The following is a 22,689-nucleotide window of genomic DNA, read 5'->3' on the forward strand; positions in this document are numbered from 1 at the left end:
GCCCGGGGGCAGGGGGGGCGTCCTCGCGTTCAGGGCCAGGGGATAGATCGTCCGAGGGTTGACCGTCCATGCATCACTCCAGCATCGGGGCAGGCACGCAACTTGCCCCTGGGTGAAAGAGATCCCGCACCAACTCGTTATCCGTCGGCGCTTAGTTTGTCACTGTTTTCCATTTGGAGACAACCATGAAAAGCCACAAACTGCTACTGCTGTCCGCCCTGGTAATGCTCTCCGGGCACGCGGCCTGGGCACAGTCCTCCCCCTTGACGCGGGTGGCCCAGGCGGCCGCGCCCGCACAACCCATGCCTACGCCCGATGAGAAGACGGCGCCCGCGAATGCCATCGGCAAGCCGCTCCCCGGCGCCCGGACGACAGATGGGAAAAAAATGCCATCGCCTGAAGAAAAGGACTCGGAATCCAAGGCGGGATCCAGCCCTCGGCAGAAGGATCCCGGGGCCGATACGCGCGAGGGTCGAAAGACGCCCGGCGACAAGACCGGCGCGCCCGACAGTGGCGGGATGCCGGGTTCGGGAGCCTCGTCGGGCTCCGGTGGCGGCGCCGATCCGCGTTGACGGCATCCCCCGACGGGATTCTCGCTCGGCCAAGATTCAGGTATTATTCAGGTTCCTGTAAGAACGAGAGCCCGGCGGTTTTCCCGCGCAGTCATTGCCCCAGGGCAATGCGCGAATTCCGCCTACCATGACCGAAGACCCCCCTCCTAGCAGGGCGCCGCGGCGCCCGACACCCCTTCCTGTTTTCCCTACGGCCTCCGGTTTCCGCTGCGCCGACCCGGCCCGCGTGATCGCGGCGACGCCCATGCTGGCGTGCCGCGCGCCGCCACCGCCATTCGTCCGATTCCCCTCGCTTGATCCCGCATTTCCCTTTCAGCAAGGCGGCGCCGTCGCGCGCGCTCGCCCGTTTCCCGTGGACCGATGATGATTTTCGACTGGATGAACGACCCCACCGCCTGGCTTGGCCTGGCGACGCTGGTCATTCTTGAAATTGTTCTGGGCATCGACAACTTGGTGTTCATTGCCATTCTGGCCGACAAGCTACCGCCCGAGCACCGCAACCGCGCGCGCCTGATCGGGCTGACGCTGGCGCTGGTGATGCGCCTGGGCCTGCTGGCCAGTATCGCGTGGGTTGTCACCCTGACTGCGCCCCTGTTCACCGTGTGGGGGGCCGAGATTTCCGGCCGCGACCTGATCCTGATCCTGGGCGGCCTGTTCCTGCTGTTCAAGGGCACGATGGAACTGCATGAACGGGTGGAAGGCAGCGCGTCGCACGACGGCGGCCAGAAGCCGCAGCATGCCGTCTTCTGGCAGGTGATCCTGCAGATCGTGGTGCTGGACGCGGTGTTTTCGCTGGACTCCGTCATTACCGCCGTGGGCATGGTGGACGACCTGAGCATCATGATGATCGCCGTCGTTTTGGCAATGGCCGTCATGATGGTGGCCAGCCGTCCGCTGATGGCGTTCGTGGGGCGCCACCCGACCGTGGTGATCCTGTGCCTGGGTCTCTTGCTGATGATCGGTTTCAGCCTGGTGGCTGAAGGCCTGGGCTTCCATGTACCCAAGGGCTACCTGTATGCCGCTATCGGATTCTCGATCCTGATCGAACTGTGCAACCAGTTGGCCCGCCGTAACCGCGCCCGCGGCACGCACGCGCTGGGCCGCCGCCAACGCACTGCGCAAGCGGTATTGCGGCTGCTGCGCGCCGGCCGGGCGGGTCAGCCCGGCCACCAGGCCGATGAAGTCGTGGCGCTGGTGGATAGCGCGGGCGACGAGCCTGCGTTCGCTCCTGAAGAAAGCTCGATGATCGAGCGCGTGCTGTCGGTCGGCGGTCATGACGTTCGCTCCATCATGGTGCCGCGCGGCGACATGACGTGGTTGGACGTGGCCGACACGCCCGACATCGTCGTGCGCAAGTTCGCCACCGGCCACTCGCGCCTGCCGTTGTGCGCGGGCGAAGCCTCCAACGTGCTGGGTGTGCTGCACTTCAAGGATGTACTGCCGCTATTGCAGAACCCGGGCCCGATCGACTTGGTGGAGCTGGCGCGTGAGCCGCGCTACGTCATGGAGACGACGCCGGTGTTGAAGGTGCTGGAAGAGCTGCGCGCCTCGCGCGACCACATGCTGATCGTGGTGGACGAACATGGCGTCTGCGAAGGCTTGGTGACCCCGATGGACGTGCTGACCGCGGTGGCGGGCGATTTGCCCGAGCACAGCGACGACCAGCCCGAAGCTCTGCAACTGTCGGACGGTTCATGGCTGTTGGAAGGCCGTTTGTCGGTCGGCGAGGCGGCGCGGCTGCTTGAGGCTCCCATGCTGGCTGACGACTATCCGGACGCCACGCTGGCGGGGTGCCTGCTACGGGCGGTCGGCCGCATTCCGGACACCGGCGATACCATCCACTTGCACGACTGGGGATTCGAGGTGACTCGCCGGGACGGCTTGCGCGTGGATCAGGTGCATGCGCGGCCGTTGGCGCTTGAGGATACTGCCGCGTCCTGAAAAGCCGTTGACACGTAAATGTCGGTGGGCGCTCTGGCGGTCAGCTGCATACGCGCCGCCAGGGTGCAACGCCGCGCGGCGGACAATAGCCGGCGCAAGGCGTGGCAATCGATACGCCGCTTTGGCATCGGAGTTCGGGCGCCTTGTCGCCATACGGCACGGTGCCTTGGCAATCGCAACTGGCCAGCCCCGCGCCGGACGGCAGCTTTTTGACGGTGGGGGCAGGCGCGGGTGCAGACGCCGTTGCGTCCTCGCCAGCATCGTCGCTTTCGACCACGGCCCGCACTTTCGCCGCAGGCATGTTGCATGCCTTGGCAATGGCCTTCACCGATTTTCCTTCGTCCGACATCGACAGTATTTTCTTGTCGCTGCACGCGGCGTTGGCGGGTAGCGCGAATCCGCCGAGCACGGCGCAAAGCAGGAAGGCGGAAAGTACTGCCCGGGTCAGGGTCATCACGCGTCTCCAGCATGTCGGTGCGGGTTGTGGGAATACGCCGTCCGCCTGATGGCGCGGGCTTTTGCGGCCTAGCGTAGTGCGCCGGTTTTCGCGGTGTCAATGCGACACGTTTAAATAATCCGGCTGGCGGCGGATTAGTTTCCGCCGTCGCGCAGGATGTGCCTGAAGTGCCCGGTAAACCTGCGGGGATAAGGAATCACCAGGCGCGGCCGATCAACCCGCCAATGACGGATGCGCGGCGATATCGGCTTCGGCGCGGCGGCGCGCCGCCTGGAGCGCCGCTTCGCCGCGCGCCGTGCCCTCGACCGAGAAGAACGTCACGGTCCGCAGGCCGATGGTGCCCAGCACGTGCTTCAGGTAGGGCGTCAGGAAATCGGGCTGACGGGCAGCGTCGCCTGAGAATTCGCCGCCGGATGAAATGGCCACATACACCGGCCGGTCCGGCAGATTGCCGACCTTGCCCTCGGCGGTGATGCGGAAGGTGCTGCGCACGCGCACGACATGGTCGATCCAGACCTTCAACGAAGACGGCACCGTGAAGTTGTGCATCGGCGTGGCGATGACGATATGGGTCGCGTCCCGCAATGCCTGGATCAATTGTGCGGACTGCAGCAGTGCGCCACGTCCCAGAATGTCGTCCACCGGGTCCGCGGGCGCGCTCAGCGCGGCGGCATAATCCTGGTCCACAGGGGGCAGGGCCGTGGCGTCGATTTCGACGACTGCCGGCGCTTGGGGGCCGGCGGCGGCGATCAGGCGATCGATGATGTGTTGCGACAGGCGGTGGCTTTCGGCGCTGCGGCCGCGCGGGCTGCAGGTGATGTGAAGAATGCTCATGCGGCAGGGGTTTCCAGAAGCTTGCTGAAACGGATGGCGCTGGTCAACAGGCCTTGGCGGAAGTAGAAGCGTTGGGCCAGCGCGTTGGACAAGCCCGTATCCAGCACGAACTTGGCGCAACCCGCATCGCGGGCCATGCCGTCCAGCGCCTGCACCAGGCGAGCGCCCCAGCGGCCACCGCGCCGCGTGCTGTCCACGACCAGGTCATCCACATACATGAAGCGGCCGTAGATCAGGTTCTCTTGATAGCGGTAGCCCGCCAGTGCCACGACCTGGCCGGCGTCGACTGCCGCCAGCAGCCGGTAGTTGTCGCCACGCATGCGGGTGATGCGGGCGACGAAATCGTCGGCATCGGAAAGATGAGGCCGCAGTTCGCGCATCAGCGGCAGGCAGGCGCGCAGTGCTTCGTCGGTATCGATGTGTTGTAGAGCGGAGTCTGTCATGGGGAATTCACGCGGGTAGAGGGGGACAAGGCCTCATCGTAGAAAGACCATGACATAATTTGAAGGGCCATAAATTGAACTTTGGACTATGCCATGACTGACCGACGCCCCAAGAACGGGTTGCCGCCGCTTGTGCCCAACAGCGCGGATCCGCTCTACCGCCAGGTGTACGAGCGGTTCCGCGGCGCGATCACGCAAGGCACGCTTGCGCCCGGCGACCGCATCCCGTCGGCCCGGGCCCTGGCCAAGGAAATGGGCGTGGCGCGCGGCACGATCGAAGTGGCGTATTCGTTGCTGGTGGCCGAAGGCTACATCCAGACGCGGGGGCAGGCCGGCACGATCGTCACCCCGGATCTTCAGCCCCAGGCGCCACCTGCCGCCGTGGCGCCGCCGCCCGAAACGCCCGACGACGAGCACGGCTGGCATCGTCCGGCCGTCATACTGCCGTTCCAGATGGGGGTGCCGGCGCTTGACGAATTTCCCCGCAAACTGTGGGCCCGGCTGGGCGCCCGACAACTGCGCAGCGTGCAAGCGCCCGACCTGTCCTATCCGCCATCCAACGGGCTGATGGGGTTGCGGACCGCCGTGGCCGCCTATCTGCAAGTGGCGCGCGGCATCCATTGCCAGCCGTCCCAGGTGTTCATCACGTCGGGCTACAACCACTCGATGCTGTTGGTCATGCAGGCGTTGCTTGCGCCGGGCGACCGCGTCTGGGTGGAGGACCCGGGCTACCCGCCCACGCGTGCGCTGTTGGCGCAGGCCCGGATGCAGGCGATGCCGGTGCCGGTCGACCAGGACGGCCTGATGGTGGGCGAGGGGATCGCGCGCTGCATCGACGCCAAGGCGGCCGTGGTGACGCCGGCGCATCAGAGTCCGCTGTCGATGTCGCTATCGCTCCCGCGCCGCCAAGCGCTGTTGGAGTGGGCCGAACGCCAGCAAGCGTGGATCGTGGAAGACGATTACGACGGTGAATACCGCTATGCCAGCCGGCCTTTGCCGGCGTTGAAAAGCCTGGATGCGCAAGGGCGGGTGCTGTATGCGGGCTCGTTCAGCAAGGTGCTGTTCCCCGGCATGCGGCTGGCGTATCTGGTGGTGCCGGCGGCACAGGTGGCGCGCTTCGACCGGATCTGCCGGCTGCTGTCGGGCACCGCGCCAGGCCTGACCCAATCCATCCTGACGGCCTTCATGGCCGAAGGGCATTTCGGGCGGCATATCCAGCGCATGCGGCGCTTGTATAGTGATCGGCGCAACGCCACGGCGGCCGGCCTGGCCGCCGCGCTGGGAGATCGTATGCGTATCGACCCGCAGCCGGGCGGGATGCACCTGGTGGCGCGCATGGAAGGCGGGTTGGGGGACCAGCCGCTGGCGGCGCGGATGCTGGAGCAGGGCATGTATGCGCATCCGCTGTCGCGCTGGTCGTCCCTGCCGGATCCGCAGCAGGGCTTGTTGCTCAGCTTCACGAACATCGCGTCTGAAACGCACGCCCATGAGCTGGGCCTGCGGATCAAGGCGCTGATGTAGGCGCTAGTTCAATCCCGCCTTGTCCAGGCCGAAGGCGGCGTCCGCCGAACCCGGCACCGTCCGGAACGCGACGTTCAGGCGATTCCAGCCGTTGATGGCGACCACGCGGAACGTCAGGTCCGAGATCTCGGCTTCCGAGAAGTGCTCGCGCGCCTGTTCGTACACGTCGTTCGGCACGCCGTGCGCGGGCAGGGTGGTCAGCGCTTCTGTCCAGGCCAGCGCGGCGCGTTCGCGCGCCGAGAAGAGGGCGGAGTCGCGCCAGATGGCGATGTGGTGCAGGCGCAATTCGCGTTCGCCGCGCAGGCGAGCCTGCTTGACGTGCATGTCCAGGCAGAAGCCGCAGCCATTGATCTGCGACGCGCGGATGTCGATCAGGTCGCCGAATTCCTCGATCACCGGCACTTTTTTCAGCGCCGCGCTGAAGTTCATGTACTGCTTGGACAGTTCCGCCGACACCTGGAAATAATTCAATCGTTGGCTCATTTGCCTACCTTTCTGGAGCGCTGTTTTCGAATGGGGAATCACGAAAACACATCATGCGTCAGATTGGACCAGGCAAAAAGTGCCATAAATGGTGTTTTGTTATGGGCCATCCGGGCAGGTGCCGGATCCCGTGCGCGGCCAGCGCAGCACGAAGCGGGCGCCGCCCAGCGGGCTGTGCTGGATCTCGATCGTGCCGCCATGGTTGGCCGCCACGCGCTTGACGATGGCCAGACCCAGCCCGGCTCCCCCCGTGCCGCGGTCCCGGCTTTCGTCCAGCCGGATGAAGGGTTCGAATACACGTTCCCGATCCGCCTCGGCGATGCCGGCGCCGTCGTCGTCCACCAGCAGTTCGTAGCCATCTGCCGTGGCTTTCAGTTCGATCTCGACGTGCTGGCTCGCGTAGCGCACGGCGTTCTGCACCAGGTTCAGCAAGGCGCGGCTCATGTAGCGCGGATGCAGTTCGACGTGCGCCGGATAGCCGGGGCGCACGTGGCACTGGATGCCCCGGGCATCGGCCTGATGGGCGACCAGCGCCAGCGCTTCGCCCAGCCAATCGCACACGTCCACGGTCTCCAACCGTACCGCGTCGTCGGTCGGGCGTTCCAGACGTGCGTAGACCAGCAGCTCGGCCACCATCGCTTCCAGTTCCGAGATGTCGGTGCGCATGTCCTGCAGGATCTGCCCGCGGCGGGGCAGGTATTGGTCATGGCCCAGCATGTCCACTTCGAACGACAGACGGGCCAGCGGCGTGCGCAGTTCATGCGAGACGGCGTTGGTCAGGCTGCGCTGGTTGTCGATCAGCGCGGCGATGCGTTCGGCCATCTGGTTGAAGCTCTCGCCCACGTGGCGGATGCCCGAGATGCGGGACAGCCGCACCCGCACGCTCATATCGCCTTGGCCCATCCGCAGCGTCGCCTTGCGCAGCGCGTCCAGGTCGCGCCAGATCGGCAGGGCCCAGCCCAGCAGCAAGATCACGGCCAGCACCAGGCTCAGCGCCGCCCAGGCGGACCAGGTGATCCACCGTTCCATCGCGGGTTCCAGCGGCAGGCGTACATCCAGCCACTGCACGGGTTCGCCGGGCAAGCGGGTCAGGTAAGTGTTGTAGTCGTCCCGCATGATGAGACCGGTACGGTCCAGCTGCTGTTGCTCGTCCGGCGTGAGGGTGACGCGGCTGTCGGGCAGCAGCGTCAGGATCAGCCCATAGTGGGGCAGCAGCTCGTCCAGGATATAGGCCGCGCGGGCCTCCGGGGCGACAGGGTCAAGGTCTTTGTGCAGCGCGTAGATCTGGCCGCGCACGGCACGGTAGGACAGGTCGGCGCTCACTGAGTCCAGCAGATACCCGAAGCTCAGGTTCACCAGTTGGGTTGCCACACCGTAGCCGACCGTGGCAATGATGACGATGCGCATCGCGAACTTAAGCATCAGCGGCCTTTCCTGGGGGGCCGCAGGCGAGTGCGCGGCGCGAGGCGGGCGTGGGGAAGGCAGGCGGGAATCATGCGGCGGCAGCGGGATAATCGCGCATGCTAGCGGTGCGCAGAAATCCAATTCGTCGAGATTTGTGTGTCAATTGTGAAGATTCTTGCAGTGCTTCCCAGCGGGCTCATGATTGCGGTGGCCGGAATCCGGCCGTCAGACCCGATTGAAACTGGCGCGCGGCCCGGCTATAAGCATGAAGAAGGGGCGGAGATCCGGCGCCCCGCCTGTCATCGAAAGCCCTTGCACCATGCCGCACCCACCCCCTCACGACGAGCACGTCGCCAGCAGGCCCGCCACGCACGAGCGCGTGGATCCCGGGCGAAGCTCCTGTCTGGAAGTGTTCCTGGTTTTCCTGCGCCTGGGGCTGACCTCATTTGGCGGCCCGGTCGCGCATCTGGCTTATTTCCGCACCGAATTCGTCGACAAGCGCCGCTGGCTTGACGACTACGCCTATTCGGATCTGGTGGCGCTGTGCCAGTTCCTGCCCGGGCCGGCAAGCAGCCAGGTAGGAATGGCGATCGGCCTGCGGCGCGCGGGCTGGCCCGGCATGGCGGCCGCCTGGCTGGCGTTCACGCTGCCAACCGCACTGGCGCTGATCGGATTCGCCCTGGGGCTGGCGCATTTTGGCTGGCTGTCGCAGTCGGGCGCGATACACGGCTTGAAGGTGGCGGCCGTGGCGATCATCGCGCAGGCCGTCTGGGGCATGGGCCGCACGCTTTGCCCGGACCGCCCGCGGGCTGGATTGGCGGTGACGGCCGCCTTGATCACGGCGGCGCTGCCCACCGCATGGGGGCAGGTGGGCGCCGTGCTGTTGGGCGCCGTCGTGGGCGGCGCCATGCTGCAAGTGCCGCCCCGTCCCCTCCTGGCCAATCGCACCCAAGGCGCGTCGCGCCGCGCAGGCTATATCGCGCTGGCGCTGTTTGTCGTGTTGCTGGCGGGGCTGCCCGCGTGGGCGGCAGTGTCCGATTCCCCGCTGGCGGCCCAAGTGGCCGGCTTTTACCGGGCGGGCGCACTGGTGTTTGGCGGCGGCCACGTGGTGCTGCCCTTGCTGGAGGCCACGTCGGTATCCAGCGGCATGGTCTCCAGCGCCGACTTCCTGGCGGGCTATGGGGCTGCGCAAGCCATGCCCGGCCCGGTGTTCGCATTCGCCGCCTTCCTGGGCGCCATGTCGTCGGGCCCCTTGTCGGGTTGGCTGGGCGGGCTGGCATTCCTGGCCGTAATCTTCCTGCCGGGCGCGTTGCTGGTAGCCGGCGCTTTGCCGTTCTGGGAAAGCCTGCGTCGGCGGCCCGGCGTGCGCAACATGGCCGCGGGCGTGAATGCCGCCGTGGTGGGCATTCTGTTGGCCGCCCTTTATGACCCGGTCTGGACCAGCGCGATCCTGAGCAAGGCGGATTTTGCCCTGGCGCTATTGCTGTTCGCGCTGCTGGTCTATGCGCGCTGGTCGCCCGTCTGGGTGGTGGTGGCGGCTGCTGCGGGCGGCTGGGCCTTGGCCTGGGTAGGCTAGGACTGCCAGCGGGGAGGCCGCTTCTGCAGAAAGGCGTCGATGCCTTCGCAGGCGTCGGCCTCCATCATGTTGCGCGCCATGACATCGCCTGCGTAGTCGTACGCGTCGCCCAGCGCCATCTGCTTTTGCTTGTAGAACATGCGTTTGCCATAGCGGATGGCCGACGGGCTTTTCGCCAGGATCTCGGCGGTCAGGGCGCACACCCGCGCATCCAGTTCCGCCTCGGGCACGGCGTCGTTGATCAGGCCCCAATCCGCGGCCTGGGCCGCGTCGATGAATCGGGCGGTCACCAGCATCTCGAACGCGCGCTTGGCCGATACGTTGCGGCTGAGCGCCACGGCGGGGGTCGAGCAGAACAGGCCGACATTGATGCCGGACACGGCGAACCGCGCACTGTCGGCGGCCACCGCCAGATCGCAGCTGGCGACCAGTTGGCACCCGGCGGCGGTGGCGATGCCCTGGACCTTGGCGATAACGGGCACGGGCAAGGCCTGCAGGCCTTGCATGACGCTGCTGCATTTGCGGAACAGCGCCTGGTAGTAATCCAACGAAGGCTGGCTGCGCATTTCGCGCAAGTCATGCCCGGCGCAGAAGGCGCGGCCCGCGGACTCCAGCACCACGCAACGCACGTCGGCATCGCGCGCCAAGGCGTCGATCTCGTGTTGCAGCGCGCCTAGCAGTCCTTCGGACAAGGCGTTGAACTGCGAGGGCCGGTTCATGCGCAGCGTCGCCACGCCGTTCTCTGTCGTGCGTTCAAGCAGCGGCGGTTCCGCCGATGTGTCCAGTGCCATGTCGTCTCCCGGTCTCCGGATGGAATCTGGAAGACAGGATACCGCCAAGCGCGCCGCTTGTCGGATTCAAGCCGCCAGGCGGCGGGCCATGCCGGGCGACAGGCACAGCAGCGGAACGACAATCACGGCGCCGACCAAGGCCATGGCGGCCTGCGGCGCCATGCCGCTGTCCAGCAGCAAGGTCGCGATGATGGCCGAGCCGCTCATCTGGAAAAGGCCGTACACCGCAGCGGCTGTGCCGGCGCGTTCGGCGAAGGGTTCCAGCGCCAGGCTCAGGCCCGAGCCCAGCGCCAGCGAAAAGCCGACCGTCAACACGGCAACGGGCAGCATGAAGATCCATGCCGACAAAGGCGCCCACCACCACGCGGCGGCATGCATGGCCGACGCTAGCAGCAGCGCCGTCATGCCGACCCGCACCATGGTGTGCCGGCCATAGCGCGAGATGAAGGCCGGGGCCAGGAAGAAGGCAGCGATGTTGATCGCGGCGTTGCCGCCGAACCAGGCAGAAAAGCCCAGTTCGGTATAGCCCAGCTGCTGCACCAGCACCACCGGCGCCGCCGAGACGAAGACGAGGATCATCGCCATGCCCGCCATGCCGAACATTGCGAAGTACAGGAACCTGCCGCTGGCGACGATGGGCAAGTAGCGGCGCAGGCTGTAGAGCGCGCCGCGGGGCTGCGTGGGTGCCGCGCGGGTTTCCTCGAATCGCCTGGCCAGCAACACGGCTAGCGCCAGCGCGAACAGCACCATGAACACGAACGTGCTGCGCCACCCGGCGTGCACGGCCAGGATGCCGCCCAGCATGGGCGCCAGCGCAGGCACGGAACACAGCGCGCCGTTCAGATAGCTGTAGACGCGGGCGCCGACAGCGGGGCTGAAACGGTCGCGTACGGCGGCAAACGCCACCAGCGACGCCGAGCACGCACCCAGGCCCTGGATGACACGGGCTGCATAGAACACCTCAAGCGATGTGGCCGCCGCGCCTAACGCCGAGCCGGCCAGGTAGGCCAGCGCGCCGCCCAGCGCGACGGGCCGGCGGCCATAGCGGTCGGCCAGCGGGCCGATCAGCATCTGGCCCAGGCCCACCGCGAAAATGAACAGCGTGATGCTGGCCTGCAACGCGCTGACGGGCTGGCCGAAACCATCGGCCATGGCGGGTAGAGAAGGCAGGTAGATGTCGATGCCCATCGGCGTGAGCGTGACCAGTCCCATCAAGAGACCGATCAGCCAGCGTTGGCTTCGGGAGGATGCAGCAGACTTCATGGCAGGCTCTGGGCGCATTGCACGCCCGGGAAAACCCGACATTATCCATGAATGGGCGGCCCGGCCGAAGCCGGGATCCGGCAGGGCGGGCACAGTAGAATAATTGCCATGAATACGCCCGCCTTCCGTCCCCGCATCGTCATCCTCTACTGCACGCAGTGCCAGTGGCTGCTGCGCGCCGGTTGGATGGCGCAAGAACTCCTGTCCACGTTCTCGACCGACTTGGGCGAAGTGGTGCTGCAGCCCGGCACCGGCGGCATTTTCCAGATTACCTACAACGGCGACCTGATCTGGGACCGCAAGAGCGACGGCGGTTTCCCGGAAGCCAAGGTGCTCAAGCAGCGCGTGCGCGACCGGCTGGATCCGGGACGCCCGCTAGGCCATATCGACGGTCACACTGCCGGCCCGCTGGCTGCGCCTCCAGAGGGCTAGCGGCTACACGGCCAATTCCGACGCCTGCCGCGCCACAAGCTTCAGGCTGAAAATTGGGGGAAATCCCTAGCCTGCGCGTGGCAACGAGGGCGGACGAAAGCGGATGGCCATGGCGAAAAGCACCAGGCAGATCAGCGTCATCAATATCCACGCGGGCGTCAGGTCGGCCAGGTGCTGCCGGATCAGGCCGGCGGCAAACGGGAAGAGCGCGGCGATCAGATACCCCACGCCTTGCACGAACGACGCGAGCCGGCCGGCTTCCGAGGGCGTCGCGGCGTGATCCATGGCGACGATCAGCGACAAGGGAAAGAGCGCGCCGATGCCCAGTCCCGCCAATATGGCGGCGGGCCAGGCGAGCGCGGCGGGCGCCGCGATCAGGCCGATCAGGCCCAGGAACAACGCGCCGATCGCCACGAACAGCGCCGGCCGCCGATCGGGTATGCGGCCAATGCACAGCGACACCAGCAGGCCCGCGGCAATTTCGGCCGCCGTCACGGCCCCCAGCAACTGGCCCGCTGAAACCGCCGACCAGCCCAACGCGGTGTAGTAAGGCGGCAGCCACGCCAGCACCAGGGTGTAGGCGCCGGTGCCCAGGCCGAAGAACACCGCCAGCAGCCAGGCGCGCTGGCGAGGGGTGCGCAGGGGGCTGGCCGCGCCTGGCCCCGCGGACAGATCGGGCGACGAGCGGTTCACCAGCAGCCAGACCGCCAATGCGATGGCGGCGGGCAATGCCCATATCGCCAAGGCCTGCATCCAGCCGGCGCGCTGCGCCATGACGGGCGAGGCCACGCTGGCCACCGCCGCGCCGCCCATGATCGCGGTCGAGTAGAGGCCCATGATGGCGCTCGCGCTCGCCATGAAGCGGGTCTTGATGTAGATGGGCAGCAAGGCTTGCGTCACGGCGATGCCCAGCCCCGCGACCACGCCGCTTGCCAGCATCAGGCTGGTGTGCCCCGCCCACAAGCGGCCCGCGGTGGCGGCCGCGACCAGGGTCAGGCCCATGGCGACGCCGAGCGATTCGCCGACCAGGCGGCGTAGCGGCGCCACGCTCAATGCGCCCAATCCCATGACGAAAACCGGCAAAGCGGTCAACAGGCCGGCCACAGAGTCCGACATGCGGGTAGCGGTTTGCACCCAGTCCAGCAAAGGGGGAACGGAGGCCAGGACGGGGCGCAGGTTAAGGCCGACGAGGATGATGGCGGCGATGCGCCAGGCGTTGAAACGGGGGGAAGGCACGGTTGCTCCAAACCCGGCAACGCTGCCTTGTGCGGCAGGTTCCGGTAAACTATCTTGGCATCAAGATATTTGTATTTTATCTTCACGTCAAGATAAATGGAGAGTGACCGTGGATAGGGCAAGCCGGGCAGTGGAACAATGGAACCGCGAACGTCCTGACCTGGATGTGTCGACGATGCGCGTGCTGGGCCGGTTGGGCGAATGCGCGCTGGTGATTACGCGCGACCGGATCAACCCGTTGTTCGCCGAGTTCGGCCTGCAGCCGGGGGAATTCGATGTGCTGGCCACACTGCGGCGCAGCGGCAAGCCCTACGCGCTGACGCCTACGGCGCTATACGAAGACGCCATGATCTCGTCCGGAAGCATGACCAACCGCATCGACAGGTTGGAAAAATCCGGCCTGGTGGTGCGCACGCCCAACCCCGACGACGGCCGCGCGACCTTGGTGATGTTGACGAAAACGGGGCAAAAGCTCATCGACGATGCGGTGGTGGCCCATCTGCGCAACCAAGCCGAGGTGCTGTCGCCGCTAAGCGCAACCGAGCAGGAGCAATTAAGCCGCCTGCTCGGCAAACTGTTGAAGGCTTACGAATAAGGCGTCGCGCGCCTTATGCCTGGCGCGGCCTACAGGCCCAGTTCCGACAAGCCCGGGTGATCGTCCGGGCGCCGGCCCAACGGCCAGTGGAACTTGCGGTCGGCTTCCTTGATCGGCAGGTCGTTGATGCAGGCGTAGCGGTTCACCATCAGACCGTCTTCGCCGAATTCCCAGTTCTCGTTGCCATAGGACCGGAACCAATTGCCCGAATCATCGTGCCATTCATAGGCGTAGCGCACCGCGATGCGATTGTCCGTGTAGGCCCAGAGCTCCTTGATCAGGCGGTAGTCCAGTTCTTTGGCCCATTTGCGCGCCAGGAAGGCGCGGGCTTCGTCCCGGTTCTTCGCGAATTCGGCGCGGTTGCGCCAATGCGTATCCAGGCTGTAAGCCAGCGCGACCTTGTCCGGGTCGCGGCTGTTCCAGCCGTCTTCGGCCAGCCTGACCTTTTGAATGGCGCTTTGGTGGGTGAAGGGCGGCAGGGGCGGGCGGACTGCAGGGGAGGATGTCATGGGAAAGGCCTCGTGCGTGGTGGGAGAGAAGCGGTTCAGGGGCGGGCGGACAACAGTGCCGCGGCGGCGCGTTCGGCGCTATCGGTAATCGACAGGTCGCCCGTCACGAGCGCGACGGCAATGGCGCCGTCGATTAGCACCAAGAACTGGCGCGCCGTGTCGTCGGGATCGGGCACGCCCGCGTCTTGGGTCAGTGTCAACACATGGGCCAGCAGGCGGGCCTTATGCAAGCGGGACACTTCGCGGATCGGATTCGCGGGGTCGCCGATTTCACCCGCGGCGTTGATGAACGCGCAACCGCGGAACCCCTCCGAAGCGAACCATTCCCGCAGGGCGTCGAAGACGGACATCAAGCGGGCGCGGGGTGTCGCCGCTTGCGTCGTGGCGGCGATGAACCACTGCATCCAGCGCTCGTCGCGCGCTTGCAAAGCCGCCGCGACCAGCGCTTCCTTGGTGGGGTAATGCTTGTACAGGCTTTTTCGCGCGACGCCGGAGGTCTTCACGATGAGATCCATGCCGGTGGCATTGATGCCCCCTTGATAGATCAGGTTCTCGGTGGCCCGGAGCAGGCGCACCTGCGTGTCTTCGAGGGCGTCGGTGGGGAGTGAGGTCGTGTCGGAAGTCATGGATGCTGGATCTGAGAATGATCGTTCTACATTATTCAGACGCATGGTAGAACGATCGTTCTCCATCGTCAACCCCTTCGTCTCCCGTTGGCAGGGTCAGGGCGCGTGGTCCGATTTGCTTGCTATTTCTGCCAAAATTATGCTAATATCTTTTAATTCGCATAGATAACAACAACAAAAACAACAGCCGTGTGCGCCCAGGCAAGCACGGCGCAAGCGAACCCCAGCGTTGCCTTTTTCCGAATGCCTTCCCCCGCGTCCCCACACGGCATTCCTGGCACGCTCGAATCCGGCAGGTACTTTGCTTATGCGGGGGAGGCCATGCGCCTCGCACAGGAGAACGCTCATGTCGCATCAACTGATTGGTAAAAAGTGGCGCTTCGAGATTCCGCCCTTGGAATGGAAAGCCCCCGACGCGAACAAGGAGTCCGAAGTCGACGCGGTACCCGCAGACACCGAGGCCTCGGAAGACGCCGACAAGCCGCGTCTATCCGCCTGATTCCTTCCCCTGACGCTTGCCGTCCGGCCCGTATTCCCGGGCCAATTCAATCTTGATTGACCGGTTTCGAACGGCGCGCCTTGTGTGCGCCGTTTGACTTTCATGCTTTCCCGACGCCGCGCATTCCGCCCGCACGCCAAGTGCCTGCGGCGCTTCGGCTGCGCGCGCGGCGGACGGATGCATCCTTGGGCGCGGCGGCCGGGCGCCCTCCATTTGCCCCTAGCGAGTATTCGGAATGCCTGAAAACACTTCAAACAATCAACAGGTTAGGCCTTTTATCTATGCCACGACGACGTCGCGGTCGCTTATGTTTTCCCATGCCGAAGTCCAGAGCCGCATGTGGACCAAAGACCCGTCCGCGCTGAACCTGGAGTACACGCGCATCATGATGGCGTTCCTGCTGTTCAATCCCGAACCGCGGCGGATTGCGATGGTCGGACTGGGGGGAGGGTCGCTGGCCAAATTCTGCTACCAGCACTTGCCCGCCGCCCGCATCGATGTGTTCGAGATCAATCCGCACGTCATCGCATTGCGGGATTCTTTTCAGGTGCCACAGGACGACGACCGTTTCGCCGTTCTGCAAGGCGATGGCGCCGCGCTGATCCGTCAGTACCGGAACGAGTACGACGCCGTGCTGGTCGACGGCTACGACATCAACGGCTTGCCGCCGCAATTGACCACGGACGCGTTCTACGACGCCTGCTTCAATGCGTTGGCGCCCAACGGCATGATGGTGTGCAACTTCCATGCGTCGCACCCCAAATACCGCAGCTATCTGGGCCGGATCAAGCAGCGCTTTGCCGGATCGGTCCTGGAGGTCAACGACCTCTCTTGCGCGCACGGCATCGTGTTCGCTTGCCAAGGCAATACGCTTAAACATTGCACAGGCCTGCCCAAGCGCAGGCCTGATGCGATGAGCACCGAGATGTGGTTGCGGCTGGCGCCGACGTTCTGGCCGATGCTGGTGTAGCGGCGTTGGCAGGCGCCGCCGCTTCAGCAGGCACCCGGACGCGTTGGCGTGAAGGAGCGTTGCCCTGAAGGGGTGCCTGGAAGTGGCGCCTAGAAGTGATGCCTTAAGCCCACCACCGTTTGCAGCGTGTGCGACTGCCGACGGTCCACGCGGTCCAGCAGGGCATACAGGTTGGTGCGCTTGGACAGGTCGTGCTGATAGCCCAGGCCCCAGCCCTTGATGCGCGACGCCGTGGCGCGCTGGTAGGCGGCCAGCACGCTGCCGCGGCCACTTAGCGGAAAGCTGGCGCCGCCGACGAACGTGTTGATGCGCTTGAAACCTGCCGATGGGCCCAGGTTGGGGTTGCGCAAATTGCCATAGCCGGCGTGCAGCTGCATCCAGTCGAAGTGATACATGGCGCCCAACTGGATGTTGGCGGCCCGCTTCGCGCTCGCATTGCGGGCATCAGGGTTCAGGCGTTCGTAGGTGAGGGCCGAGGAAAAAGGCCCGTCCCGGTAGCGCAGGCCGGCGGTCCACACGCGGTCGTTGTCGGCGGTGGCAAACCGGTCCTTGTCGTGCGCGGAAAAACTGTAGCCCAGGGCCGCCTGCCAGCCTTGCAAGACAGGCGTGCGGTAAATCAGTGCGTTATTGACCCGCCCGCTGGATCCGAAGTCGCCGTCGTTGTAGCCCAACGTGGAGGAAGCGGCCGCGCCGCCCCAACTGTTGCCGAAAGGCGATGCGATGCTGCCCCAGCTATCGCTCAAAACCTGCTGGCGCCCGGCGCGTAGTTCGCCGAAAGGGCCCGCGAGGCCCAGATAAGCCCATCTGCCGAACAAGCGGCCTTGCCCTTGCGTGCCGTCCGAGGCTTGAAAACCGCTTTCCAGCCGGAACACGACGCGGTACCCGTCGCCCAGGTCCTCAACGGCGCGCAGCCCCCAGCGTGAGCCCGAACGCGTGCCGTCTTTCAGGGAGACGCGCGACGAGGCGCTGCCCGTGTCCTGGTGTTGGCGCTCGTAGCCTAGCCCCAGGTCGATCAGACCGTAGAGGGTGACGCTGGTGGTGGATGCCTGCGCGGCGGCGCTTGCAGATAGGGCCGCGAACACCGCGACCAGCGCACTGCGTGTCGTTCTTGCTGCGATCATGAGATTCCCCTTTGATTGACCGATGCGCGGCGAGGCGCACAAGGATCCCCGACGGCCGCCGTGGGAAGCGGGCTGCGAGGTGAAGGGAGTCTAGGTGTGTGGCCAGGCGCCCAAATCGGGAATCGGACCGTTTGACCGTCTAACTGGTATTGCCGCGTGCTTGAGGCGAACCGGTCAGCCCAGCATGCGTTGCATCACCTGGTTGCGGCCACTCAGTTTTGCCTGGTACAGCAGTTCGTCGGCGACATGGAACAGCTTGCCGGCATCCGCGGCCTGGTCCCATTGCGCGCAGGCAACGCCGAAACTGGCCGTCAACGTGAACAAGGCGCCGTCTTCGGCGAAGATCGGTTCGGCCGACATGGCGCGGCGCATGCGTTCGGCCATCTCGACGGCTTCGGCGGCGTTGGGCGTATGGCACAGCACGGCGAATTCCTCGCCGCCCACCCGCGCCACGGTGTCGGACTGGCGCCAGATCTTCCGGCAAAGTTCGGCCACCGATTTCAGTGCGATGTCGCCGCTGGCGTGTCCGTAGGTGTCGTTGACGTTCTTGAAATTGTCGATGTCGAACAGGATGAATGCCAGCACGGGGCCGTGCTCTTGCCATTGCGCGCGGGTGACTTCAAAGCGCGTCTCGAAGGCGCGCCGGTTCAATAGCCCGGTCAGGTAATCGGTTTCGGCCAGGTTCGCCAGATCGGCGATCAGCCTGTCGCGCTCGGCTTCCAGCCGCGTCTTGATGGCGGAATTTTCTTTCAGCACCCGCAGCGCAGTGAAGACTTCTTCGACTTCGCCTTGATGCCTGCCTGCCGGGATCGGCGCGGGCGGCGTGCCGTTGGCGATGGCGCTGATGATGCGGGAAGCCAGCCCGAAAGGTCGGATCACCCGGCGGCGGAACTGCACCAACGCCATGGCCAGCGCCGCGACCAGCAGTGCCGTGGCGCCCAGCGTGATCAGCAGCAGCCGCAAGGCATCGGCGCGGTGCGCGTGGATGCTCTGGCCGATCGCATCAAGCAAGACGTCGCGAAACTGGACGATGGAGCCCATCAGCGGCACGTAGGTTGCGGCAAGCTGTCCGGTGGAGGTATTGGAGGCCGTGGCGGCGCGCGAGGCATCCTGGCGCACGTGCTCCAGGTAAAGCAAGCCGTCGTCGAAGTAGCGCCGCTGCATCTGCATGAAGGTCGGCGACTGCGCCAGTCCGGGGCGAGTCGCGATCCGCGCGTTGATCAAGGTCCACAGTTCGTCGATGCGCCCCCGCACCCGTTCAATGCGGAAATGCTCCGCCTGGGTCAAGGTCCGGTGGCTGGCGAGCGCAGGCGTGAACAGCGATCCCAACAAGCCGGCCTGTTCGCGCAGCTCGCTGGCCAGCAGCGCCAGGGACAGCACGCTGGGCGCGTCGACTTCGTTCTTCATCGCCAGGCCTACGTCTCGACCCATGCTGGCTTGCCATTGCGGGATGATCCTGACCATGCCGCTGACGACCTCCCAGACCCCGTCGCTGGTCAGTTGTCCGCGCGGGGTGGCGATCAGGAGATCGGCATTGCGCCGCGCCAACCCCAACGCGTCGCGGATGCGCTGGATCTCGGCGCGCTCGCCGGTCTGTTCCGCGCGCAGAGGCGGGGCGTACAGTGCCAAGAGTTGATCAATCTGCGCGTCGGTCTTGCCTCGGGCGGCGCGTAGCGCGGCCAGGCTGGATTCGGGTACGGGCAGGTTGGCGCCCAGCGCCGCGTTCATGGGCCCGCGTTCGGCTGATGCCAGCTCTACGACCTTGACGGTCGCGCGGATGACGGCGAACGAATCCCTGGCCTGCGACGAAGACGAATAGGTCTTCCAGTTCTGGAATAGCAGGATGCCGGTCAGGACCGAGACCAGCAACAACACGCCCACTGCCAGTAGCAAAAAATACCGTTCCAGGGACTTTGGAGCGAACGCGCGGCGCGACATGCTGGAGGATCAGGGAAACCATTAAGCCGGTGCAGCGCAGGATACTGTAATTGCCTGCGCGCAGGGGCGGGTTTTGGCCTGGGTACGCGTAAACCGCTCAAGTGAAGAAATACTATTTCACGCAAATACAATGCGTTGCACGACAAGCGCAAGAATTGGCGAATTGCGGGCAGGTTCCGTCGTTATACGGCGTGGATGACGACCCGGTTTCGCCCCTGCTGCTTGGCGGCGTACAACGCTTCATCCGCGGCCAGGAACACCTGACCGATGTCCGGGCCGCACGAGGGCCATTGCGCCACGCCGGCCGATACCGTGATGCCGCTTACCCCATGCAGCGGGCGGTCGGCCAGATGCTTGCGGAGCCGCTCGGCGATATGGCTGGCCTCTTTGGCCCCCACGTTGGGCAGCAGGATCAGGAACTCTTCGCCGCCATTGCGGCAAAGGATGTCCGTGGGGCGTGAACAGTCGCGCATCAATTGCGCCATGCCGCGGATGACCTCGTCGCCCACGCTATGGCCGTAGGTGTCGTTCACCTGTTTGAAATGGTCGATATCCAGCGCCACGACCGCGAACGGCGTGGCTGACGCCTGCAGGTGCTCGACGGCGTCTTGTGTGCCGCGCCGATTGCGCAGGCCCGTCAGCGGGTCGGTGATGCTGGCCAGGTTCAGCTTGCCAATCTTCTCCTGCAGGGCGGTGAAACTCCAGATCACCGCGCGCTTGAGGCGCTCGGCCTCGAAGTACCAGGCCTTGACCGACTGCACGCGCTGCATCGCCACCGCCACGTCCTGGTGCTCGACATTGGTGGCCAACTGCGACAAGGGGCGCGAGATCAGGCGGGCGCACCACCAGATGGCCGCCAGGAACACCAGTGCCAAAGGCGTCGCGTAGCCGATCAGTGTCCAGATCAGGGCGTTGATGGGTTCCAGCGTGACCGCGGCCGGCCGCTGCGCGATGATGCCCCAGCCGCTGATCGGTTCAGCCGCATAGCCCGCGAGCATGTCCACGCCCTTGGTGTTGACGACGCGCTGCGCGCCCGCATGGCCCTTGGTGACCGCCGCCACCACCGGATTGCGCATGACGTTTTCGCCCACCCGGCCGGCTTCCACGTGATAGATCAGCTGGCCGTCGCTGTCCACCACGAACAGATACGAGCCGTCCTGGTAGTGGTGCTTGCCCAGCAGTTCCTGCAAGGCGCTTTCGTTGCGCAGATAGATCGTGCCGCCGATATAGCCCAAATAGCGGCCGTCGTTGGAGTAGATCGGGTGCGACAGGTTGATCAGCATGTTGCCGGCGATCGACACATAAGGCTTGCTGATCATCGGCTGGCGCGCCTGCAGCGCCGCGCGGCTGCCCGGACTATCCACCCGCGTGCCCAGGAAATTCCGGAAATTCTGCGTGGTGGCGAGGATGACGCCATCGGTCCCGACGATGCCCACGGAGTTGAAGCTGTCGGTCTGGTCGTGCACGCGCGCCACTTCGGCCGCAAGCACGTCCGGCGCATCGATCTGCATCGCCATGTGCCGCGCGCTATAGGCCAGCTGCTGCTGGGCGGCTTTCAGGAAGTTGCCGGCGCTTTCGGCCAGCTTGGCCGCATACACGCGGTTTGACTCCAGCGTGTTGGTAATGAGCAGGTCGCGTTGCACGCGATAGCTGGCATACAGGGCATTGGCCGTCGCGGCGACGGCGCTTAGTACGGTAAGCGCAAGCACAAGCCCGCGTAGGTTGATTCGCATGGATCGGGGCGGACTAGGGGCCAGGGCTGTCGCGGCGCGAGGCCGCGGGTGGAAGGGTTAAGCGCAATGCCGGCAGGCAGGGGTGCGCGAAAGTAGCGCTGATTGTAAACATGACAAAGATCTTTGCGGCCGCCTGCCGCAACTATTACGGCAGCGCGCGTACCGATCTATAGGCCGCCTGACTCGGGCTCGTCCAGCAGCCGCGCCGAGGGGGAGCGGGCCGCCGCGCCGGCGCGGAAATAGCCCATGACGGTGGCCACGCTGGCGTGTCCGGTCATGGCCATCGTGTCGCCCAGCGGCACATTGCGGCGGCCGGCCTCGGTCACGAAACCCGAACGCAGACTGTGCGCCGAGAAGTCGCCTTCCAGGCCGGCCAGTCTGCAGCGTTCTAGTACGACGGCACGCACCGCGGCGGCGGCCAGAGGTTCGCCGACGACGTTGCCGCGCCGCACGCGGCGAAAGATCGGCCCCTGGCGGATGCCGCTTGCCGCCAGCCACGCGTCCAGCGCCTGCGCGGCGGAACCGACGATGGGCTTCTGGTCGTCCGCACGCTGCGCGCCCGATTGGTTGGTCTTGGAATGCGACAAGGTGTAGAGGAAACCTTCGCGGGTGCGCACCGTGTTTTCCATGGTGGCCTGCACCACTTCGGAACGGCGGCGGCCACCGCTTGCCCAGGCGAACAGCAGCAAGGCGCGGTCGCGCACGCCGCGCAGCGTGTCGTCGCACGTGGCCAGCATTGCCTGCAAGGGTTCACGGGTCAGCGCTTCTTTCTTGGCGGGCGCGGCGCCTCGCCGGGCATAGGCGCGGCGGGTTTTGGCCAGCAGCTCACGCACCGGCGCCGCGCGGCAAGGGTTGGGGTGGCCCAGCAATTCGTGCGCTTTGGAGAGCACGGACAGGCGTTGCAGCAAGGTGTTCAGGCTGGGCGCACCCAATTTTCCTTTTGCCTTCAGGCGCACCAGTTCCTGGTCCAGCGCCAGCGGCAACTCCCATTTCAGGCCGTGGTCGGTCGAGCGCTGGGCGTGATCCACCACGAACTGGATGACGGCGGCCTCGGGCACGGGCAGCGTGAAAGGCCGGCCATAGCGCAGTTCGAACCAGGCGGTCCAGTAGCGGATGGCGGCTCGGTAGCTGGCCGCGGTGTTGGCCGAACTGCCTTCCCGCATCAGGCTGCGGACCGCCGCATCGGCCTGGGTATCCAGCGCATGCGGATCCAGCAAAGGCAGCGAGGCAAGCAGGGTCAGCTGCATCGGGGGAGGGGCGTGGGTCGTGTCATCGGCGCCTTCATTTTAGGGCAAAGGGCCGGGACTGGCGCGTTGCTGCGCAGCCTGCATCAACGCCTCCAGGATCGGGCAGGAATGCTGCGGTCCATCGGGATAGGCGTTCACCAGGCGTTGCAGGACGTGGTGCGGCGCCTGGCCGCCGCGCCACAACGACAGCAGTTGGGCGGTCTCGTTCATGCCGAATCCCAGGACGTGCGTTCGCCTGATGAAGCGCAGTACGGAGATGTCGTCGTGCGTATAGCGTCGCCGGGATGCGCCGGCGCGCGGGGTACGTTCGGCGCCGGCGAGCAGGCCCCGCGCTTCGCAATGACGCACCAGCCGTTCCGAGACATCCGCGCGCGCGGTGACCTCGTCGATTTCCCATCGAGGCTCGTTGCCAGCGGCCGCAGGGCGGGGCGGGATCGGACGCGCGGGCGGGGTGTGGTTACGGTCGTTCATATGAGCTCCTGTCCGTTGAAACCAGTT

Annotated in this window: 23 protein-coding genes; 8 read left to right on the plus strand and 15 right to left on the minus strand. The window is 65.8% G+C overall.

Going from position 1 to position 22,689, the window contains the following annotated elements; all coding sequences use genetic code 11:
- The first annotated feature begins 185 nt into the window (after positions 1 to 185).
- Positions 186 to 572, plus strand: coding sequence for a hypothetical protein (locus HG262_RS26740; RefSeq protein WP_169273895.1), 387 nt, complete (start codon positions 186 to 188; stop codon positions 570 to 572).
- Positions 573 to 935: 363 nt separating this feature from the next.
- Positions 936 to 2,513 (plus strand): TerC family protein, encoded by a 1,578-nt coding sequence (locus tag HG262_RS26745; protein ID WP_169273923.1) that lies wholly within the window; start codon positions 936 to 938, stop codon positions 2,511 to 2,513.
- Positions 2,514 to 2,553: 40 nt separating this feature from the next.
- Here HG262_RS26745 and HG262_RS26750 read toward each other — a convergent pair whose 3' ends face one another.
- The 3 genes from HG262_RS26750 to HG262_RS26760 all read right to left on the minus strand — a co-directional run bounded on the left by HG262_RS26750 (position 2,554) and on the right by HG262_RS26760 (position 4,247).
- A complete protein-coding gene (locus tag HG262_RS26750; RefSeq protein WP_169273896.1) occupies positions 2,554 to 2,967 on the minus strand; it encodes a hypothetical protein in 414 nt (137 codons plus the stop codon).
- A 216-nt stretch (positions 2,968 to 3,183) separates the two neighbouring features.
- Positions 3,184 to 3,804: an NAD(P)H-dependent oxidoreductase gene (locus tag HG262_RS26755; protein ID WP_169273897.1), complete on the minus strand. Its 621-nt coding sequence runs from the start codon at positions 3,802 to 3,804 to the stop codon at positions 3,184 to 3,186.
- Positions 3,801 to 4,247 (minus strand): GNAT family N-acetyltransferase, encoded by a 447-nt coding sequence (locus tag HG262_RS26760; protein ID WP_169273898.1) that lies wholly within the window; start codon positions 4,245 to 4,247, stop codon positions 3,801 to 3,803. The genes HG262_RS26755 and HG262_RS26760 overlap by 4 nt, the downstream gene beginning before the upstream one ends.
- Positions 4,248 to 4,340: 93 nt before the next feature.
- On the opposite strand from HG262_RS26760, the gene HG262_RS26765 reads away from it, so the two are divergent.
- Positions 4,341 to 5,768, plus strand: coding sequence for a PLP-dependent aminotransferase family protein (locus HG262_RS26765; protein ID WP_169273899.1), 1,428 nt, complete (start codon positions 4,341 to 4,343; stop codon positions 5,766 to 5,768).
- A 3-nt stretch (positions 5,769 to 5,771) separates the two neighbouring features.
- Here HG262_RS26765 and HG262_RS26770 read toward each other — a convergent pair whose 3' ends face one another.
- Positions 5,772 to 6,251 (minus strand): carboxymuconolactone decarboxylase family protein, encoded by a 480-nt coding sequence (locus tag HG262_RS26770; RefSeq protein ID WP_169273900.1) that lies wholly within the window; start codon positions 6,249 to 6,251, stop codon positions 5,772 to 5,774.
- Between the two features lie 99 nt (positions 6,252 to 6,350).
- Entirely contained in the window at positions 6,351 to 7,673 is a 1,323-nt protein-coding gene (locus HG262_RS26775; protein WP_169273901.1) for an ATP-binding protein, read from the minus strand.
- Between the two features lie 301 nt (positions 7,674 to 7,974).
- Between HG262_RS26775 and chrA the strand changes: the two genes are divergently transcribed.
- Positions 7,975 to 9,231 carry a chromate efflux transporter gene (chrA, locus tag HG262_RS26780; RefSeq protein ID WP_169273902.1) on the plus strand — a complete coding sequence of 419 codons (1,257 nt, stop codon included), beginning with the start codon at positions 7,975 to 7,977 and terminating at the stop codon, positions 9,229 to 9,231.
- Here the strand turns inward: chrA and HG262_RS26785 are convergent.
- Both HG262_RS26785 and HG262_RS26790 read right to left on the minus strand, forming a co-directional pair.
- Positions 9,228 to 10,022: an enoyl-CoA hydratase gene (locus tag HG262_RS26785; RefSeq protein WP_169273903.1), complete on the minus strand. Its 795-nt coding sequence runs from the start codon at positions 10,020 to 10,022 to the stop codon at positions 9,228 to 9,230. The two genes, chrA and HG262_RS26785, sit on opposite strands and share 4 nt — an antisense overlap.
- A gap of 66 nt (positions 10,023 to 10,088) precedes the next feature.
- Positions 10,089 to 11,285 carry a multidrug effflux MFS transporter gene (locus HG262_RS26790; protein ID WP_169273904.1) on the minus strand — a complete coding sequence of 399 codons (1,197 nt, stop codon included), beginning with the start codon at positions 11,283 to 11,285 and terminating at the stop codon, positions 10,089 to 10,091.
- 108 nt (positions 11,286 to 11,393) lie between these two features.
- Here HG262_RS26790 and HG262_RS26795 point away from each other — a divergent pair, with 108 nt between their 5' ends.
- Positions 11,394 to 11,717, plus strand: a complete 324-nt coding sequence (locus HG262_RS26795) for a SelT/SelW/SelH family protein (RefSeq protein ID WP_169273905.1) — start codon at positions 11,394 to 11,396, stop codon at positions 11,715 to 11,717.
- A 66-nt stretch (positions 11,718 to 11,783) separates the two neighbouring features.
- Here HG262_RS26795 and HG262_RS26800 read toward each other — a convergent pair whose 3' ends face one another.
- Positions 11,784 to 12,953, minus strand: coding sequence for an MFS transporter (locus HG262_RS26800; RefSeq protein WP_169273906.1), 1,170 nt, complete (start codon positions 12,951 to 12,953; stop codon positions 11,784 to 11,786).
- A 109-nt stretch (positions 12,954 to 13,062) separates the two neighbouring features.
- On the opposite strand from HG262_RS26800, the gene HG262_RS26805 reads away from it, so the two are divergent.
- Entirely contained in the window at positions 13,063 to 13,548 is a 486-nt protein-coding gene (locus HG262_RS26805; protein WP_169273907.1) for a MarR family transcriptional regulator, read from the plus strand.
- Between the two features lie 29 nt (positions 13,549 to 13,577).
- Here HG262_RS26805 and HG262_RS26810 read toward each other — a convergent pair whose 3' ends face one another.
- Positions 13,578 to 14,057, minus strand: coding sequence for a nuclear transport factor 2 family protein (locus tag HG262_RS26810; RefSeq protein ID WP_169273908.1), 480 nt, complete (start codon positions 14,055 to 14,057; stop codon positions 13,578 to 13,580).
- Between the two features lie 35 nt (positions 14,058 to 14,092).
- On the minus strand, positions 14,093 to 14,683 hold the full coding sequence (locus HG262_RS26815; protein ID WP_169273909.1) for a TetR/AcrR family transcriptional regulator: 591 nt from the start codon (positions 14,681 to 14,683) through the stop codon (positions 14,093 to 14,095).
- 346 nt (positions 14,684 to 15,029) lie between these two features.
- Here HG262_RS26815 and HG262_RS26820 point away from each other — a divergent pair, with 346 nt between their 5' ends.
- Positions 15,030 to 15,182, plus strand: a complete 153-nt coding sequence (locus tag HG262_RS26820; protein WP_169273910.1) for a hypothetical protein — start codon at positions 15,030 to 15,032, stop codon at positions 15,180 to 15,182.
- 337 nt (positions 15,183 to 15,519) lie between these two features.
- Positions 15,520 to 16,152, plus strand: coding sequence for a transferase (locus HG262_RS26825; RefSeq protein WP_248293511.1), 633 nt, complete (start codon positions 15,520 to 15,522; stop codon positions 16,150 to 16,152).
- A gap of 89 nt (positions 16,153 to 16,241) precedes the next feature.
- Here the strand turns inward: HG262_RS26825 and HG262_RS26830 are convergent, their stop codons facing one another.
- From HG262_RS26830 to HG262_RS26850, 5 genes are all read right to left on the minus strand, one after another.
- Entirely contained in the window at positions 16,242 to 17,273 is a 1,032-nt protein-coding gene (locus HG262_RS26830; protein WP_169273912.1) for a porin, read from the minus strand.
- A gap of 174 nt (positions 17,274 to 17,447) precedes the next feature.
- Positions 17,448 to 19,166, minus strand: coding sequence for a GGDEF domain-containing protein (locus tag HG262_RS26835; RefSeq protein WP_248293512.1), 1,719 nt, complete (start codon positions 19,164 to 19,166; stop codon positions 17,448 to 17,450).
- 227 nt (positions 19,167 to 19,393) lie between these two features.
- Entirely contained in the window at positions 19,394 to 20,944 is a 1,551-nt protein-coding gene (locus tag HG262_RS26840; protein WP_169273914.1) for a sensor domain-containing diguanylate cyclase, read from the minus strand.
- 167 nt (positions 20,945 to 21,111) lie between these two features.
- Positions 21,112 to 22,191, minus strand: a complete 1,080-nt coding sequence (locus HG262_RS26845) for a tyrosine-type recombinase/integrase (RefSeq protein ID WP_169273915.1) — start codon at positions 22,189 to 22,191, stop codon at positions 21,112 to 21,114.
- A 39-nt stretch (positions 22,192 to 22,230) separates the two neighbouring features.
- Positions 22,231 to 22,662, minus strand: coding sequence for a MerR family transcriptional regulator (locus HG262_RS26850; protein ID WP_169273916.1), 432 nt, complete (start codon positions 22,660 to 22,662; stop codon positions 22,231 to 22,233).
- Between the last annotated feature and the right edge of the window lie 27 nt (positions 22,663 to 22,689).

The sequence above is a fragment of the Achromobacter sp. Bel genome (genome assembly GCF_012928505.1).
GTDB lineage: Bacteria > Pseudomonadota > Gammaproteobacteria > Burkholderiales > Burkholderiaceae_B > Achromobacter.

What these genes read in the sequence shown, in the direction of transcription:
- HG262_RS26740 (WP_169273895.1), top strand. Translation starts at nt 186, where the DNA reads ATGAAAAGCCACAAACTGCTACTGCTGTCCGCCCTGGTAATGCTCTCC.
- HG262_RS26745 (WP_169273923.1), top strand. Translation starts at nt 936, where the DNA reads ATGATTTTCGACTGGATGAACGACCCCACCGCCTGGCTTGGCCTGGCG.
- HG262_RS26750 (WP_169273896.1), bottom strand. Translation starts at nt 2,967, where the DNA reads ATGACCCTGACCCGGGCAGTACTTTCCGCCTTCCTGCTTTGCGCCGTG.
- HG262_RS26755 (WP_169273897.1), bottom strand. Translation starts at nt 3,804, where the DNA reads ATGAGCATTCTTCACATCACCTGCAGCCCGCGCGGCCGCAGCGCCGAA.
- HG262_RS26760 (WP_169273898.1), bottom strand. Translation starts at nt 4,247, where the DNA reads ATGACAGACTCCGCTCTACAACACATCGATACCGACGAAGCACTGCGC.
- HG262_RS26765 (WP_169273899.1), top strand. Translation starts at nt 4,341, where the DNA reads ATGACTGACCGACGCCCCAAGAACGGGTTGCCGCCGCTTGTGCCCAAC.
- HG262_RS26770 (WP_169273900.1), bottom strand. Translation starts at nt 6,251, where the DNA reads ATGAGCCAACGATTGAATTATTTCCAGGTGTCGGCGGAACTGTCCAAG.
- HG262_RS26775 (WP_169273901.1), bottom strand. Translation starts at nt 7,673, where the DNA reads ATGCTTAAGTTCGCGATGCGCATCGTCATCATTGCCACGGTCGGCTAC.
- chrA (WP_169273902.1), top strand. Translation starts at nt 7,975, where the DNA reads ATGCCGCACCCACCCCCTCACGACGAGCACGTCGCCAGCAGGCCCGCC.
- HG262_RS26785 (WP_169273903.1), bottom strand. Translation starts at nt 10,022, where the DNA reads ATGGCACTGGACACATCGGCGGAACCGCCGCTGCTTGAACGCACGACA.
- HG262_RS26790 (WP_169273904.1), bottom strand. Translation starts at nt 11,285, where the DNA reads ATGAAGTCTGCTGCATCCTCCCGAAGCCAACGCTGGCTGATCGGTCTC.
- HG262_RS26795 (WP_169273905.1), top strand. Translation starts at nt 11,394, where the DNA reads ATGAATACGCCCGCCTTCCGTCCCCGCATCGTCATCCTCTACTGCACG.
- HG262_RS26810 (WP_169273908.1), bottom strand. Translation starts at nt 14,057, where the DNA reads ATGACATCCTCCCCTGCAGTCCGCCCGCCCCTGCCGCCCTTCACCCAC.
- HG262_RS26815 (WP_169273909.1), bottom strand. Translation starts at nt 14,683, where the DNA reads ATGACTTCCGACACGACCTCACTCCCCACCGACGCCCTCGAAGACACG.
- HG262_RS26820 (WP_169273910.1), top strand. Translation starts at nt 15,030, where the DNA reads ATGTCGCATCAACTGATTGGTAAAAAGTGGCGCTTCGAGATTCCGCCC.
- HG262_RS26825 (WP_248293511.1), top strand. Translation starts at nt 15,520, where the DNA reads ATGTGGACCAAAGACCCGTCCGCGCTGAACCTGGAGTACACGCGCATC.
- HG262_RS26830 (WP_169273912.1), bottom strand. Translation starts at nt 17,273, where the DNA reads ATGATCGCAGCAAGAACGACACGCAGTGCGCTGGTCGCGGTGTTCGCG.
- HG262_RS26840 (WP_169273914.1), bottom strand. Translation starts at nt 20,944, where the DNA reads ATGCGAATCAACCTACGCGGGCTTGTGCTTGCGCTTACCGTACTAAGC.
- HG262_RS26845 (WP_169273915.1), bottom strand. Translation starts at nt 22,191, where the DNA reads ATGCAGCTGACCCTGCTTGCCTCGCTGCCTTTGCTGGATCCGCATGCG.
- HG262_RS26850 (WP_169273916.1), bottom strand. Translation starts at nt 22,662, where the DNA reads ATGAACGACCGTAACCACACCCCGCCCGCGCGTCCGATCCCGCCCCGC.